The organism is Acinetobacter sp. WCHA39, from assembly GCF_002165385.1.
Taxonomy (GTDB): domain Bacteria; phylum Pseudomonadota; class Gammaproteobacteria; order Pseudomonadales; family Moraxellaceae; genus Acinetobacter.
In genome coordinates, this window is sequence record NZ_NHRP01000027.1 from 1 (window position 1) to 15,602 (window position 15,602).

A 15,602-nucleotide genomic window follows, 5' to 3' on the forward strand; every position below is an offset into this window, starting at 1 on the left:
AACAGATACGAGTTTTGAAGCCATGATTCAATTGTGCGCGAGTTTAATTAACTCTCGGTAATTCTCAACAGACCCTAAATTTAAATAATTTGCCCTAGGGTTTAGCTAGGGCAAATGATCTTTAAATCAAACTTGCTTTAAACAGCTGCATTGCTTGACCACGATGACTGATTTTATTTTTGTCAGCTTTGCTCAGTTCAGCACTTGAAAGATTGAGTTCTGGTAGCCAGAACAATGGATCATAGCCAAACCCATTCTCACCGCGCGCTGCTTCTAAAATCTCACCTTTCCAAATGCCTTGGAAAATCTGTGGCAGCGGATCTTCTGCATGCGTAACTAAAGCCAATACACACACGAACATACCTTCAATTGCTTCGCCGTCTTTACGGAAAGGTGCGAGATCAGCCAATAATTTTTGGTTATTAGCCGCGTCATTACCATGCTCGCCTGCATAGCGCGCTGAATAAATTCCTGGTGCACCACCTAAGATCGGGACACACAGTCCAGAGTCATCTGCAAGCGCAGGTTTACCTGAAAGCTTAGACGCATGACGTGCTTTGATAATGGCATTTTCAACAAAGCTGAGACCGTCTTCGATGGCATCTTCAATATCTAGTTTGCCTTGAGGAATGATTTCAACAGGCAGATTGAGTTGCTGAAAAAGATGTTCAAATTCGACAACTTTACCTTTGTTATTGCTTGCGAGGACAAGGCTGCCTTGGTTGAGCCAGAGTGGAGTAGACATATTCATTTTAGACTAGCTTAGATTGAATAGGATTTTAGGGTGTTTCTATAGAATAGTGTAGAACTAATGGTTGCATTCTAAAATCTAAAAAAGTCGCTTCCTTTTATTTTATCTAATTTTGATACAATTTTTTTAAATCTTCGATGAAACTTTTAAAAACTTCATCTGGTTCCGAAAGTGAATATCCTTCAAAGCTGAAGTAAAATTCATCATCATAATAGTTTAATAATTCATATAAATCTTCATTCTCTATAGCCTTAGATAAAGCCAAGAGCTTCTGAAGAAAAGGAAATAGAAGCTCTTGGCTTTTTACTAACTCTAGATGTTTTTCAATATAATCTTTTAAGAGGTGATTGACTGATTCCTTTGTTAAATCTGTATTAAATAGACTTCGGGATAATTGATTAAAATAGGTTGTAACTTGGTCTGAGGTTGATAAGAAACAGATATCTAAAGCTAAATCATTTGATGAATTTTTTTCTAATGTCTCAATTGCCCACCTTTGGATTTCTTCTGGTGTTATTGTTTCCAATTCTAGTTTTACTTTGAATATCGCCTTTTCTATATCGCTCATTTAATAAACTTAATTAAATATGAATGTTATCAGTATAATAAAAAACCGACTCACACAAGTCGGTTTTTAAATCACTCAATAGATCTAAGCAAGACTATTGTGCTTGAATCCATTTATCAGCACGATCACGTGCAGCACGAATTTGATCTTGGGTTAAGTTTGCAGCTAACGCTGTTTTCTTACCCTCAGAAAGACTGATGACTTTAGTATCCAGCATACCGTCACGTGTTGAAAGCTCATACCATTGGTAAGCACCAACATAGTTTTTCTTTTGCTCTTCCATCATCGCCAGATTAAAGCTGGCACGGTTATCGCCATTACTCGCCGCTTTTTCGAAATATTTACGCGCTAAAGCTTCATCTTTCTTCGTACCGATGCCATCTGCATACATACGACCTACATTTAACTGTGCAGCAGATAAACCTTGATCTGCTGCCGCTTTAAATAAAGAAAAAGCTTGTTTCTCATCTTTAGCAACGTCTTTACCGTACTGATAACGTGTTGCTAGATAAAATTGTGCCCCAGCTTGACCAGATTTTGCTGCGCTTTGTAATTCACTGATACTCATCACTGAATATCGTGCTGCCTGTGTTGCAACCGATTGGGGTTGAGCAACATAGTCAGCATGCGCTTGTATACTGATCAGACCAAATAAAAATGTGCTGATAAATGTCTTTTTCATAGAGCGCTCACTCGATAAATTGCGACTTCACCAAATAGGTTCGGCATATGCTTACTGAGCATACTACCTTGTTGGTCACCATTAACGGCAAGTCGATTAATAATTTTAATCCGATTCTCAGCACATAAGGCTTCAAAGTCACGGAAAGTACATAAATGAATATTCGGGGTGTTATACCACATATAGGGTAAAGCTTCCGAAACAGGCATTTTACCTTTTAATGCAAGAAAAGAACGAGTCTTCCAATACGCAAAGTTTGGAAAAGTAATAATTGCCTGTTTTCCGACACGCACCATATCACGAAGTAATACATCGGGCGCATCTACAGCTTGCAAAGCTTGTGCCATAACCACAGAGTCAAACGACTGGTCGGCAAAACGGCTTAAACCCAAGTTTAAATCCTGCTGGATAATATTTAACCCTCGACTGATGGCAATTGCAATCTTTTCTTGATCGATTTCTAAGCCATAAGCACGAATATTGTGCTGTTTGCTCATATGAGCCAATAATTCACCATCACCACAGCCTAAGTCTAATACGCTAGAGTTCGGACTGATCCATTTTTCAGCGAGTCGTTGATCTATTCGCATTAGTGCTGCTCCTGCGGTGTAGCTTGCAACTGTTGTTCTCCACCTAAAAATGCTCTTAATGTTTTCACATAGAGTGGAATAGGGAACAAGAACGAATCATGACCTTGTTCCGCATCAATATCTAAGTAACTGACGGGCTTATGATTATCAATTAAAGCATCAACTAATTCTTGTGAACGACTTGGGCTAAAACGCCAGTCAGTCGTAAATGAAACCACCAAGAATTGGCACTTTGGTTGACTCATTGCCTTCGTCAGAGAATGTTCATATTCACGAGAGGGATCAAAGTAATCCAAGGCCTTGGTCATAATCAAGTAAGTATTTGCATCGAAATTACGGCTAAATTGTTCGCCTTGGTAACGCAAATAGCTTTCCACTTGGAATTCGACATCAAAACCATACATAAATTTGCCAGATTTTAAATCACGACCAAATTTCTGTTTCATGGCTTCTTCAGATAAATACGTAATATGACCGACCATACGTGCCAAAATTAACCCACGTTTTGGATAGCTGTCATTTTCCAGATAACGTCCATTATGGAAATCGGGATCAGAGAGAATCGATTGGCGAGCAACTTCATTAAAGGCAATATTTTGAGCTGATAATTTTGGTGCACTGGCGATAATGACACATTTTTTTAAACGATCAGCATAGTCCAATGACCATTGTAGTGCTTGCATGCCACCTAAAGAACCACCAATCACGGCAAACCAAACATCAATTCCGAGGCGATCAGACAACATGGCTTGGGTCTTCACCCAGTCACGAACAGTGACTAATGGAAAATCTGGACCATAAGGACGATTTTCATTTTCAGGGTTTGGCGATGTTGGACCTGTTGAACCATTACAACCACCAATATTATTTAAAGAAACAATAAAAAAATGATTGGTATCAATCGCTTTGCCGGGACCAATACAGCTATCCCACCAACCTGCTTTTTTATCATCTGCATGATGATAACCCGCAGCATGATGATGCCCAGATAATGCATGGCAAATTAAGATTGCATTGGATTTATCTGCATTAAGTGTTCCATAGGTTTCAACCATCAAATCAAAACGTGGCAGGATACGCCCACATTCAAGCTCTAATGGTTGCTCAAATTGAAATTTTTGTGGTGTGACTAAACCCACTGAATCCGATGGAAAAGACACTGGAATGATTCGCCTTGTATAAATCTTTGATCAATAATAAAAGGATACCAATTCAGGTATCCTTTCAAAAGTCATTTTTTCTGATATTACAACTCAGCTTTGCTTAAACTGCCGCAGCAGCAACTTGCTCAGTTGTAAGTACACCTTGTTCAATTAAACGATTGGTACATGCAATAATCGCTTCAATCGATGAGGTGACAATGTTGTCATGAATCCCTGCACCAAAAGCATTTTTACCTGTGCCTTTGACTTGAAGTTCAATCAAGGCAAGTGCTTTAGCATTTGCACCAGAACTGATACTACGTTCTTCATAATTTACAACATCAATTGGCAATTGTAACGCATCGAGCATCGCCGAAATTGGACCGTTACCTTCACCGCGTAAACGTTGTACTTCACCGTCAATTTCAATATCTAATTCAATGATTTGTGTGCCATTGATATCGGACAACTGATAATGTTTGGTTTGGTAATGGCTATTTTTCACATCAACATAGGTATTTTGGAATAAGGTCCAGATTTCGTGTGCACTGATTTCTGTACCGTTTTCATCAGTATGTTGCTGTACGATTTGGCTGAACTCGATTTGTACTCGGCGTGGTAAAGCCACGTTGTAGTTCGATTCTAATAAGTATGCAATACCACCTTTACCAGATTGGCTGTTGACACGAATCACCGCATCATAATCACGACCTAAATCTTTAGGGTCGATTGGTAAGTACGGCATATCCCAGATCTCTTCGTTTTTCTGGAATTCGAAGCCTTTTTTAATCGCATCTTGGTGTGAACCAGAGAATGCGGTAAAGACTAAATCACCTGCATATGGATGACGTGGGTGCACAGGTAAACCTGTACATTCTTCAACAGTTGCAATAATTTCATTGATATTAGAGAAGTCTAAGTTTGGTGCAACACCTTGGGTATACATGTTCAAGGCAATCGCAGCAACATCGACGTTACCTGTACGTTCACCATTACCAAACACGCAACCTTCAACACGATCAGCACCCGCCATGATCGCCAATTCAGAAGCAGCGATACCACAACCACGGTCATTGTGACAGTGAACTGAGATAATCACGCCATCACGACGCGCCAAGTTACGGTGCATCCATTCGATTTGATCGGCATAGACATTGGGTGTTGAAACTTCAACCGTTGCAGGCAAGTTTAAGATCACTTTATTGGTTGGAGACGCTTCCCAAATTTCCGTGACCGCATCACACACATCTTTGGCAACTTCCAATTCTGTTGCAGAAAAACACTCTGGGCTATATTGGAAAATCCATTCTGTTTCAGGATATTGCGCTGCGTATTCTTTGACTTTATTTGCTGCATTAATGGCAAGTTGCTTTGCGCCGTTTGCATCTACATTCAACACTTTTTGACGGAATGTTGGTGAGTTTGAATTATAGATATGCACAATCGCACGTTTTGCACCAACCAAAGACTCAAAGGTACGCGCAATTAAATGATCTCGAGCTTGAACCAAAACTTCGATATACACATCTTCTGGAATCAAATCTTCTTCAATTAACTTGCGAGTAAAGTCAAAGTCAATTTGAGATGCTGAAGGGAAACCAATTTCAATATGCTTGAAGCCGATTTTAACCAACATGTGGAACATTTTTAATTTTTGCTCCATGTTCATTGGTTCAAAAATCGCTTGGTTACCATCACGAAGATCTGTGCTCATCCAAATCGGTGCTTGGTTAATTTCGTTATTTGGCCATTGACGATCTGGTAAATCCACTCGTTGATACATACGGCGGTATTTTTTGCTTGGGTCAGCCAACATCATGAGATAACTCCTTGTTGTAGCATGGTTGCTGCTTCAAAATAAATGCAACGTGCTACGAATATATATGGTGTCTATAAGAATCAATTTAAAGAGAATATGTATTGAGTACCTAAAATCTAGGTAAAAATTTATATGCGCGCGAGGCGCAGCATCAGGAGAGCAGTGAGGTTTTTTATATCAGACGGATGGCTAAAATCATCACTCGTTTTCATCATCTACCGTTCAAAGCAAAAGTATTGGGTTTTGCAGTTATCTTAATCACCTAATTTGAATCAGTCTAGGTGAAAATACAAGCGACTGCAGTGGTCTATAATTTATTTTAATTTGAATGGATGGGAAATATTTTCCTATTTTTTGCATAAAAATAAAATTTAAAGAAAATATTTCCCATTAATATGCTTAAGGCTGATAAATATAGTCTTGATTAATGTCCTTTATGGTAGCGGTTCCCATGAGTGCCATCGTAATTTCAAATTCTTCCTTTAACATGCGGATGACATGAGCAACACCTAAAGCGCCTGCTGTTGCTAAACCATAAATATAAGGACGTCCAATCAATACGGCGTTTGCACCTAATGCAATTGCTTTAAAGACATCTGTACCACGTCGAATTCCACCATCTAATAATACAGGGTAATCAGGAGGAACAATTGCGCGAATTTTTTGTAATGCAATTAAGGGTGGAATAGTCGTATCTACAATGCGCCCACCATGATTAGAAACAATAATCCCAGATACACCATGATCGAGGGCTTTTTGAGCATCGGCAGGATGTAATATTCCTTTTAAGATTACAGGTAAATGTGTATTTGCAATCACCCAAGCAATATCCGCCCACTTAGGTGCAATTTGCATTAAGCCTTGAAATAGTTGGCTTTCGGATGGCGATACATCAGGAAAACTTAAATGGGTAGGGGTGTGTGGATGTTGCATTTCTTCTGGTAACTGAAAGAATAACTTACGTTCCCGATCTCGGATACCCACATGGGGAGCATCGACCGTAATCACAATTCCACGATAACCTGATTGTTCAGCTTGTTTGATCAAGGTTAATGATTTTTCTCTGCATCCTTGCCAATACAATTGAAACCATTTATACGGGTTTTCTGGTTTCAACTGTGCCATATGAGTATTTGTGAATGTACTTAATACCAAGTTACTTTGCATAAGTTCAGCTGCGAGAGCAGATGCAGCTTCTGCTTGAGGATGAAAAAGTGCTTGGTGGCCAATCGGTGCAAGAAAAATAGGATGCGGATATTCCATCCCAAATAAATGAAAACGAGTATTACCTTGTGTTAAGTCGTTTAGATGTCTAGGAATCAATTGAATATTTTGAAATTGTTGGCAATTATTTTGCACGCTAATTTCATGCATCGCTCCACCATTTAAGTATCCCCAAACATCTTCAGAAACGTGTCGCTGAGCTTGTTGTTGATAGTCGTGAATGGTTTGAATATACGAAGGAATAGTATTCAAAGCGGGTGTAGGGATCTGGTCATGCATTATAAATCCCCCCATTGTCTTAATAAATTATGATAATGGCTGGTTAAACTAACAACTTCTTCTGTATCGCCTAATTGTTGTCTGAGTTTGATAATAGTCATGTCTAAATTGAATAGCATCGTTCGCTGCCAGTCATCTTTAACCATGCTTTGAATCCATGTGAATGCTGCGATTCTACGTCCTTGAGTCACAGGTTCAACACGATGCAAACTTGTTGCTGGGTAAACAATTGCATCTCCTGCATCGAGTTTGACTTCATGGCTGCCATAAGTATCTTCGATAATCAGTTCCCCACCTTTATATTCATCAGGTTCAGATAAAAAGACGGTGATAGACACATCAGTACGAATCATTTGCCCTGTTTTTGCAGAATATTGAATCGAATTATCAACATGGTTGCCATAATTGCCTTGATTTTGATAGCAGTTGAACATTGGCAATAACGTATGTTTAGGAAGGGCAGCTGAACGCAAAAGCAGATTTTGTTGTAATGCATTCAAAACAGAATGGCTAACAGATTCATATACATTACTCTGTATATCGACTTGTAAATTATTTTTAATTTTTTGTGCTTGTGGACCTGCACTATGTGTACCGTCAATCCAAACTGATTGTTGTTGTATTTGTTCGCGTAGCTCAGCAACTTGATGCTTATTGAGTACTTGGGGGATATGCAACATCATATTTTGAATCTTCCAAAAAATACAACCTATCAAAAATTATAGCTTTTTTGACAGGCTGTGTTTATTTATTCAATCATGATGAATTAAATAAAATGACTTAGAATTTGTAGTTAAAAGTTAAGGCAGCAGAACGTGGCTGACCAAGTACGAAACGACTACCGCCATTATTTAAAGCACTAATGTAGTCTTTATCAGCTAAGTTATAGACATTTAGATTCACAGAAGCATTCTTGTTCAAGCTATACCCCGCCATTGCATCAAAGACAACATAAGATGGAACTTTAGGCATATTTGCTGGCGCTGTACTATCTGTGATCACACGTTTTTGTTCATCAACATAACGTGCGCCTAGGCCTAACTTAAAACCTGCAATATCATAGGTTGTCCATAATGAAGCAGTCCAATCTGGAGACCAACGTACCGAATCAGTGACAGTTTTTTCACCTGTCGTAGTATTGAAACTTTGTTGATTTTTTTGCTTAGTTTTCATATGAGCAACGCCCGCAGAAATATTCCAAGCATCTGTAATTTGACCAACAACTCCAAGTTCTACGCCTTGAACACGTGTTTTGCCTTCTTGAATAGACTCTTTCGTAATTGGATCTTGGGTAAACTGGTTTTCATTCTCAGTATGATAAATCGCACTAGTTAATGCTAATTTATTCTTTAATACATCCCATTTTCCACCCATTTCATAGTGATTAGTTTTTTGTGGTTTAGCTGCTGAACTATTAGCTCCTGTGTCCGATAAGCTAAAGTTTGCACTTCCGGGCGGAGTCAATGATTTAGCGTAAGACACATAAAGGCTGCTATTTTTGGTTGGTTTGAATAAACTACCTAATTTCCAGCTCACCAAAGTATCGTGTGCTTTGAGATGAGTGGGAGTTTTAGTAATCGCAAGGGTGGTTGCATTCGTTGCAACAGCTAAAGCCTCATAATCGGTATGATAGTAATCAAGACGTACACCACCATTAAACTGTAAACGATTATCTAATAGTTTTACCGTATCAAATAAATAGGCTGCGGCTGTTTTGGTTTCACCATCACTATATGCACCTGTATAAACCAATTCAGGCATTACATCATCATGGTTAGGATTATAGAGATTCGCAGCAGGCGTTGTAGGAGCTTTTGTTCCTGGTTTTTGGGTAGATAAGGTACGAGAGATTTGTTGTTCCCGCAAAAATTCTAAGCCAGCAACTAAGTCATGTTCAACAGCACCCGTTTTAAAATTAATATTCAAATTTGATGTATTCGCAAGGATTTTATTTTCTTGATCTACGCCTTGATGGGAACGAGAAATTGCCCATGTATCTCTATTATTAGGGTCAAATGACCCATAGTTAAATTTGTAACTATAGCTATTATCTGGATTAACGGTAACTGTAGCTGATGGAGCATTAATTGCATTAATTCCAGTTAATGCTCTTTTCATGCTGGTTTTACCTAATCTAGAGATATTGGTAAATTTGATATTTCCACTAAAGTCACTTTCGATTTTAGCCGAAATCATATCCGAGCTAATATCTTCATAGTCATTTACGCTTCCATAAAAGTTACTACGATCAACTTCAGGCGCATTTTGTAAAGCTTTATTCACTTTCTGCATATCAGCAGATTTATTAATAGCTTCACGGATTTGATCTCTTAACGCAAGATTTTTATCGTTTGCGTAGCTAGAGGTGTATCCATAAAAGCCTTTCATACCTATAGTTGGAATACCACCATCAGGAATATTATTCTGACGAATATGTTGAGAATACAAATACAGACGAGTATCGCTGTCTAATCCGAATGCAATTGATGGCGCAATTGCCCAACCGTTATTTTCTATAACATCTCGACCTTCGACACCACCATCTTGTCCCATTACGTTTAAGCGGATTGCGGTACTTTCGCTAATTGCCTGATTAATATCAGCCGTTAAACGCGCATTTTCTGCTGTGTTATAACGGGCAGAGACTTCACGGCTATTTTCAGCTTTAGGTAATTTAGTGACTAAATTGATATAACCAGAAGCAGAGCCACGACCAGCTTCAGCACCTGAAGGACCTTTGACAACTTCAATTTGCTCTAAGTTAAATACATCCCGACTTACAGCACCAAGATCACGAATTCCATCTACATAAGTCGAAGTTTGAGTCGAAAAACCACGCATTTGGAAAGTATCGCCTGCACTGGTATTTCCATTTTCACCCATTTGTAGGGTAATCCCAGGAGTATTTCGCAATGCCTCCACTAAAGAAGCAGCCCCTTGCTCTTGTAAAATTTCTTTTTTAATTACTTGAATCGTTTGAGGTGTGTCTACTAAAGGTTGTGTGTACTTTGGGGAACTAACGGTATTGGCTTTATAGATCTCTTGTGCTGTCACTTCAATGGTTGGAAGTTGAGTCAGTTTTTCTTCTTTAGTTGCCGCATGACTGGCTAAAGGTAGACTTGCTGCAAGTGCAACTAACGGTGTTGTAGCAATATGTTTACGGCTTTTGATTTTTGCCATGAGAGAACCCCCGAAATTAAACAGATGAATGACAGAGCTTTTGATCTTTTTAAACTTCCACAAAAATGTAGTAAAAGTGAGTAGATTGTTAAGCTATGTAACATTTTATGAGAAGTCTAATGATAATTGTTATTATTATCAATTGTGATTTTGGTTGTATAATGAATAGTATAGGCTTAAGATTATGATATTTATAATTTAATTTTATAATTGGTATTATACTTATTTTTGATAATGAGAATCAGTATTAACGATTGATTTGTTTAATGCTATGTTTTTTATACTTAAATGATTATTTTAAAATTGTTAGTTTGATTTTTTAGGTTGAGAATTTAAATATTGTTTTTCTGGCAAATTAGGAAAAATAGGGAATTTTGATCATCTGATTTTGTATATCTACAAAGTTGTCATATAATGTGGCACTTTTAAAAATGTTACTACTAACTATATATCGAGGAAGCCATGCAAGTAACGACTGAAGCGGTTTCGGGCGTTGCCCGTCGTTTAAATGTTTCTGTACCGACGAGCCGTGTTAACGAGCAATTTGAAGCTCGCTTAAAACGCACTGCCAAAACTGTGAAGATCAACGGCTTCCGTCCAGGTAAAGTGCCTTTAAATGTTGTTCGCCGTGAATATGGTGCGGGTATTTATCAAGAAGTTGTGAATGACATCATTCGTGACACAGTATTCGAAGCCATTCAACAAGAAAAAATCAATGCGGTCGGCATGCCGAACATTGAAAAAGTTGAAAACAAAGATGACGCTTTAGTTTATGAAGCGACTGTAGAAGTGTATCCAGAAGTAGAAGTGAAAGCTTTTGCTGACTTAGAGATTGATCGTAAATCATCAGAAATCAACGATGCTGATGTTGATGTAATGATTGAAAACTTGCAAAAACAACGTGCTTCATGGGTTGAAACCAAGGGCATGGCGAAAAAAGACATGCAAGTGACTTTCGACTTCGAAGGCACTATTGATGGTGAGAAGTTCGAGGGCGGTGCGGCTGAAGACTTTAAACTGGTTCTTGGTTCAGGTCGCATGATTCCTGGCTTTGAAGACGGCATCATCGGCATGAAGAAAAGCGAAGAGAAAGTGATTGATGTGACTTTCCCAGAAGACTATCAAGCTGAAAACTTGGCGGGTAAAGCAGCTCAGTTCAAAATCACTGTAAAACTTGTTGAAAAACAAAAACTTCCAGAAATTGATGCTGAATTCTTAAAAATCTTTGGTTTAACTGAAGAAGAAGGCGTAGAGAAGTTAAAAGCTGACGTTCGTAAGAATATGGAACGTGAAGTTCGCAACGGTCTTCGTAACCAAGTTAAACAAGCTGCATTTGATGCACTTGTCGCTGCAAACGAAATTGAAGTTCCAGCTTCTATGGTTGCTCAAGAAATTGACCGTCAACGTCAACAAATGATTCAACAGTTCACTCAACAGTTTGGTGCTCAAGGTGCAGGTGCATTTGATAGCAGCATGCTTCCAGATGAATTGTTCAAGGAACAGGCTGAAAAATCAGTGAAGCTTGGTGTATTGGTAAGCAAAGTATTAGCTGATGCTAAACTTGAAGTTGATCAAGCACGTGTTGAAGCTTACATCGATGACATGGCTTCTTCTTATGAAGATCCAACAGAAGTGGTTGAATACTTCAAAAATGACAAACAACAACGTGCTCAAATCGAAGCAGTTGTGCTAGAAGACCAAGTTGTTGATCACATCTTGGCTGCTGCTAAAGTAAATGATGTGGCTGTAAGCTACGAAGACTTATTAAAAGAACAACAAGCTCGTCGTGGCTAATCTTTTAAAAGTTCAGAAGAAAGGCGCTTGATGCGCCTTTTTTTATGCATGTTATGAAAGTGTTAATTTGTCGAAAAATGACTCGGTTTTGCCATAAATAATCGAATATTTCAGGTTGAACCTTTTGCAATTTCATTGATTATCCCTCATATTGTTGGCATAGATCGAGTCAGAATAATTTAGGAATAAATAAACCTATGTATGTTCCAACAATTGAAAATGCTTTAGTTCCTGTAGTCGTTGAGCAGTCATCACGTGGTGAGCGTTCATTTGATATTTTTTCACGTTTGTTACGTGAGCGTGTGATCTTCTTGACTGGTGAAGTGGAAGATAACATGGCGAATCTTATCGTTGCGCAGATGTTGTTTCTGGAAGCTGAGAATCCAGAGAAAGATATCCATCTTTATATCAACTCACCGGGAGGCTCAGTAACTGCTGGTATGGCAATTTATGACACTATGCAGTTTATTAAGCCAGATGTTGTTACATATTGCATGGGACAAGCGGCTTCAATGGGTGCATTCTTATTGAATGCGGGTGCTAAAGGAAAACGTTACTGTCTTGAAAATGCACGCGTGATGATTCACCAACCACTCGGTGGTTTCCGTGGTCAAGCGTCTGATATCGAAATTCATGCACGTGAAATTCTTTATATCAAAGAGCGTCTAAACCGTCTGATGGCTGAGCATAGTGGTCAAGATTATGAAAGAATTGCACGTGACACAGATCGTGACAATTTTATGACTGCACAAGCAGCTAAAGAATATGGTTTAGTTGACCAAGTATTAAGCAAACGTCCCTAGTTTTTAAGATTTAAGTTGTGGAGTAAATATGTCCGAACATCCTCAAGGACAAAAGCATTGTTCATTTTGTGGTAAGACACAATCTGAAGTTGGAAAATTGATTGCAGGTGAGGACGCATATATTTGTAATGAGTGTGTGGATGTCTGCTTAGATTTAGTGCAAACCAGTCAACAAGTTGAAGCAGGTGACTGGGCGACTAAAGCTTTGCCTAAACCACATGAGATACGTGCTGCGTTGGATCAATATGTCATTGGACAAGATGTTGCAAAGAAAACACTATCTGTTGCGGTCTATAATCATTATAAGCGTTTGAAAGTTGGTCAGTCGCATCATCCACATCAAGATATTGAGATTGCGAAAAGTAATATCTTGTTGATTGGACCAACAGGTTCAGGTAAGACCTTGCTTGCGCAAACACTTGCACGCTTATTGGATGTTCCTTTTGCCATGGCAGATGCAACGACACTCACAGAGGCGGGTTATGTGGGTGAAGATGTTGAAAATATCGTACAAAAGTTATTGCAGAAAGCGGACTACGATGTAGAAAAAGCGCAGAAAGGTATTATCTATATTGATGAGATTGATAAGATTACCCGTAAATCGGAGAATCCATCAATTACTCGTGACGTATCGGGTGAAGGTGTACAACAAGCATTATTGAAAATGATTGAAGGCACCGTTGCTTCTATTCCGCCACAAGGTGGTCGTAAGCATCCGCAACAAGAATTCATTCAAATTGATACCTCAAATATTTTATTTATTTGTGGTGGTGCATTCTCTGGTTTAGAGAAAATTGTACAACAACGTCAAGAGAAAGGCGGTATTGGATTCACGGCTGATGTGAAGAATAAGGACGACAGTAAAAAAGTCTCTGAGTTGTTCCGTCAAGTCGAAGCAACTGATTTAGTCAAATTTGGTTTGATTCCTGAGTTTATTGGTCGTTTGCCTGTGATTGCAACTTTAGAAGAACTGGATGAAGAAGCATTAATGCAAATTCTGACAGAGCCTAAAAATGCATTAACTCGCCAATATCAGTATCTTTTCACGATGGAAAATGTTGATCTTGTTTTTGATGAATCTGCATTGCGTGCTGTAGCGAAGAAAGCACTTGAACGAAATACGGGTGCGCGTGGCTTACGTTCAATTTTAGAAAACGTTTTGCTAGAAACCATGTATGACTTACCAAGTCGTAGTGATGTGGGGACGGTTATTGTGGATGAAGCTGTAATTAATGGTACAGCTAAGCCAACATTTAAAGCTGAACGTTTACCACAAGTGACAACACCTGAATTAGTTGAAAAGAAAGATTTGAAAGTTATTGATTCAAAATCTGCTTAATTCTCATTCATCTAAAAAGCATGAAAGCTTAGACTTTTCATGCTTTTTTTATTTGCAATTAATTAATGAGGTGTTAATCTTAAAAATTGGAAAATTCGCATAGTTTTGCGCTGTTAAAAATAAATCCAAGAAAACGCCTTGAGGGATATCATGCGTTATTTAATATTGTCATTATGTTGTGCAGGGGTATTGGCTGGTTGTCAAAGTCATAAGACAGTTGAAGAAAATACAACAACACTCACAGCAACTTTACCTCCAGTAGATACAACAAAAGAGCCAGGTCTGCTTGATCAGTATCATGTGGGAGGTTTTACTGTTGGTGGATGGGTCAATCAAAAATTAGGTCAATTTTACACACCGATCAAACCACAACATGAACAAGCCGCGGTGGTTTATTTGTATCGTCCAGATACACGTTGGAATCGTCAAGAAATTGCAGCAGCAAACTTATTTATTAATGGGCATCGAATCCCAAGCCTATTGCATAATCACTATTATTGGGTGGAACTACCAGCAGGTACCTATCGTTTGAGTGTGAGCCGCCCATTGGCTGGTATGCATTTCCAAAAACCAAAGTATTTAGATTTCACGGTTGATGCATCACAAACTTATTTTATTAAATATGATGAAGAAAATAAGATTTCTCGCAGCGAACATACGGGACCATTTATGATCATGCCCGATAAAGTCGCACATCAGGAAATTGCCTTTACTCGCCTAAAATCATCAAGCTATAACTTTGTGGCACAAGATGCCTCAGGTAAAATTCGGTCTAAGCCTCAAGAGTTAAAGCCAGCTAAGTATGATGAAAAATCTGAGGTCTTATTAATTAAGCCATTTAAACTTTGGAATCCATTGACGTGGTAGTCAATATTGAGCAGTGTTTATTCATCTTGAATTAAGGGTTTGATGATGCTTAAAAGCTGCTCTTTGAGTTTTAAATTTTGCTCAGGATCATTTAAGGTCTTTTGATTTAAATTATTCATGTATTGAAAAACATTGCTACTAATTGTTAAATTTTTTTGGTTGATTGATTTTCCTTCTGGCGTTCGCAAAAATTTTAAATAAGCTTGTACTTCCTCTTCACTCAGTGTTTCTGTATAAATTTGCTCAATTGTTTGTAATGTTTCAGGCCGCATAAACATTTTTGAACTTGTGTCTTTTAATAATTGACTGAGTTCTACAAGTGCTAGATGTTCTTGATTGGTTGTCAGTCTCTCTTTACCCAAAATTTTTAAAAGCATACTTTCGGCTTTAGAGTCTAATGCAGGCTGCATCTCATCTAGAGACGAATGTAAAAGGTTTTCTAAATCACTCAGTTTGATCAGCTCTTTTACAGACTGGGTTCGTGCTGGTGTGGCAAAGACACTTTGCATGGCACTGATCAGGCATAAACCGACCATCACCCTCGATATATTTCTATTCATGTCT

14 protein-coding genes are annotated in these 15,602 nt (G+C 38.4%); 4 read left to right on the forward strand and 10 right to left on the reverse strand.

Going from position 1 to position 15,602, the window contains the following annotated elements:
* Nucleotides 1-121 precede the first annotated feature (121 nt).
* The 9 genes from rdgB to CDG56_RS12715 all read right to left on the reverse strand — a co-directional run bounded on the left by rdgB (nt 122) and on the right by CDG56_RS12715 (nt 10,235).
* Complete coding sequence (rdgB, locus tag CDG56_RS12675) at nt 122-745, reverse strand: RdgB/HAM1 family non-canonical purine NTP pyrophosphatase (protein WP_087548076.1); 624 nt, start codon at nt 743-745, stop codon at nt 122-124.
* A gap of 112 nt (nt 746-857) precedes the next feature.
* On the reverse strand, nt 858-1,319 hold the full coding sequence (locus tag CDG56_RS12680; protein ID WP_087548077.1) for a hypothetical protein: 462 nt from the start codon (nt 1,317-1,319) through the stop codon (nt 858-860).
* A gap of 94 nt (nt 1,320-1,413) precedes the next feature.
* A complete protein-coding gene (locus CDG56_RS12685) occupies nt 1,414-2,001 on the reverse strand; it encodes a tetratricopeptide repeat protein (RefSeq protein WP_005219707.1) in 588 nt (195 codons plus the stop codon).
* Nucleotides 1,998-2,591 (reverse strand): methionine biosynthesis protein MetW, encoded by a 594-nt coding sequence (metW, locus tag CDG56_RS12690; RefSeq protein ID WP_004660432.1) that lies wholly within the window; start codon nt 2,589-2,591, stop codon nt 1,998-2,000. The genes CDG56_RS12685 and metW overlap by 4 nt, the downstream gene beginning before the upstream one ends.
* On the reverse strand, nt 2,591-3,751 hold the full coding sequence (gene metX / locus CDG56_RS12695; RefSeq protein ID WP_005156189.1) for a homoserine O-succinyltransferase MetX: 1,161 nt from the start codon (nt 3,749-3,751) through the stop codon (nt 2,591-2,593). Before metX ends, metW begins: the two co-directional genes overlap by 1 nt.
* A 103-nt stretch (nt 3,752-3,854) precedes the next feature.
* Entirely contained in the window at nt 3,855-5,552 is a 1,698-nt protein-coding gene (leuA, locus tag CDG56_RS12700) for a 2-isopropylmalate synthase (RefSeq protein ID WP_087548078.1), read from the reverse strand.
* Nucleotides 5,553-5,951: 399 nt separating this feature from the next.
* Nucleotides 5,952-7,055: an alpha-hydroxy acid oxidase gene (locus CDG56_RS12705; RefSeq protein WP_005156186.1), complete on the reverse strand. Its 1,104-nt coding sequence runs from the start codon at nt 7,053-7,055 to the stop codon at nt 5,952-5,954.
* Nucleotides 7,055-7,738 carry a Fe2+-dependent dioxygenase gene (locus CDG56_RS12710; RefSeq protein ID WP_087548079.1) on the reverse strand — a complete coding sequence of 228 codons (684 nt, stop codon included), beginning with the start codon at nt 7,736-7,738 and terminating at the stop codon, nt 7,055-7,057. The genes CDG56_RS12705 and CDG56_RS12710 overlap by 1 nt, the downstream gene beginning before the upstream one ends.
* Nucleotides 7,739-7,835: 97 nt before the next feature.
* Complete coding sequence (locus CDG56_RS12715; RefSeq protein WP_087548080.1) at nt 7,836-10,235, reverse strand: catecholate siderophore receptor Fiu; 2,400 nt, start codon at nt 10,233-10,235, stop codon at nt 7,836-7,838.
* A 462-nt stretch (nt 10,236-10,697) separates the two neighbouring features.
* Between CDG56_RS12715 and tig the strand changes: the two genes are divergently transcribed.
* The 4 genes from tig to CDG56_RS12735 all read left to right on the forward strand — a co-directional run bounded on the left by tig (nt 10,698) and on the right by CDG56_RS12735 (nt 15,038).
* Complete coding sequence (gene tig, locus CDG56_RS12720; RefSeq protein ID WP_087548081.1) at nt 10,698-12,029, forward strand: trigger factor; 1,332 nt, start codon at nt 10,698-10,700, stop codon at nt 12,027-12,029.
* 197 nt (nt 12,030-12,226) lie between these two features.
* Nucleotides 12,227-12,832, forward strand: coding sequence for an ATP-dependent Clp endopeptidase proteolytic subunit ClpP (gene clpP / locus CDG56_RS12725; RefSeq protein ID WP_004660445.1), 606 nt, complete (start codon nt 12,227-12,229; stop codon nt 12,830-12,832).
* Between the two features lie 28 nt (nt 12,833-12,860).
* Complete coding sequence (gene clpX / locus CDG56_RS12730; RefSeq protein WP_087548082.1) at nt 12,861-14,171, forward strand: ATP-dependent Clp protease ATP-binding subunit ClpX; 1,311 nt, start codon at nt 12,861-12,863, stop codon at nt 14,169-14,171.
* A gap of 150 nt (nt 14,172-14,321) precedes the next feature.
* On the forward strand, nt 14,322-15,038 hold the full coding sequence (locus tag CDG56_RS12735) for a DUF2846 domain-containing protein (protein WP_087548083.1): 717 nt from the start codon (nt 14,322-14,324) through the stop codon (nt 15,036-15,038).
* 17 nt (nt 15,039-15,055) lie between these two features.
* Here the strand turns inward: CDG56_RS12735 and CDG56_RS12740 are convergent, their stop codons facing one another.
* On the reverse strand, nt 15,056-15,598 hold the full coding sequence (locus tag CDG56_RS12740; protein ID WP_087548084.1) for a DUF2059 domain-containing protein: 543 nt from the start codon (nt 15,596-15,598) through the stop codon (nt 15,056-15,058).
* Between the last annotated feature and the right edge of the window lie 4 nt (nt 15,599-15,602).